1 protein-coding gene is annotated in these 427 nt (G+C 66.5%); it reads left to right on the top strand.

Annotation, left to right across the window (positions count from 1 at the left end; translation table 11 throughout):
• Window positions 1-89: 89 nt before the first annotated feature.
• A partial coding sequence (locus AC1DYG_RS19955) for a cell division ATP-binding protein FtsE (RefSeq protein WP_477641581.1) occupies window positions 90-427 on the top strand: 338 nt, incomplete at its 3' end.

Below are 427 nucleotides of genomic sequence, written 5' to 3'. Positions count from 1 at the left end.
CCCCGTGACCGCAGCCCGCTGACGGCCTGGCCTGCGGCCACGCCGTTACCCGGATGGGCACGCCGTGAACATGGCTAAACTGGCTCCTCGTGATCAGCGTGGAGAATGTGTCCAAGTCCTACAAGACCTCGTCGCGGCCTGCCCTGGACAAGGTGAACGTCTCCGTGGACAAGGGCGAGTTCGTCTTCGTGATCGGCCCGTCGGGCTCGGGGAAGTCGACATTCATGCGCCTGCTGCTCAAGGAGGACACGCCCACCTCGGGCGACATCCACGTCGGTGAGTTCCACGTCAACCGGCTCGCGGCCCGCCGCGTCCCCAAGCTCCGCCAGTCCATCGGCTGCGTGTTCCAGGACTTCCGGCTGCTGCAGCAGAAGACGGTCACCGAGAACGTCGCGTTCGCCCTCGAGGTGATCGGGAAGCCGCGGGC

It is taken from the genome of Pedococcus sp. P1_H8 (assembly GCF_056405175.1).
The sequence above is the reverse complement of the archived record's forward strand: the minus strand, read 5'-3'. Positions and strand labels throughout refer to the sequence as shown.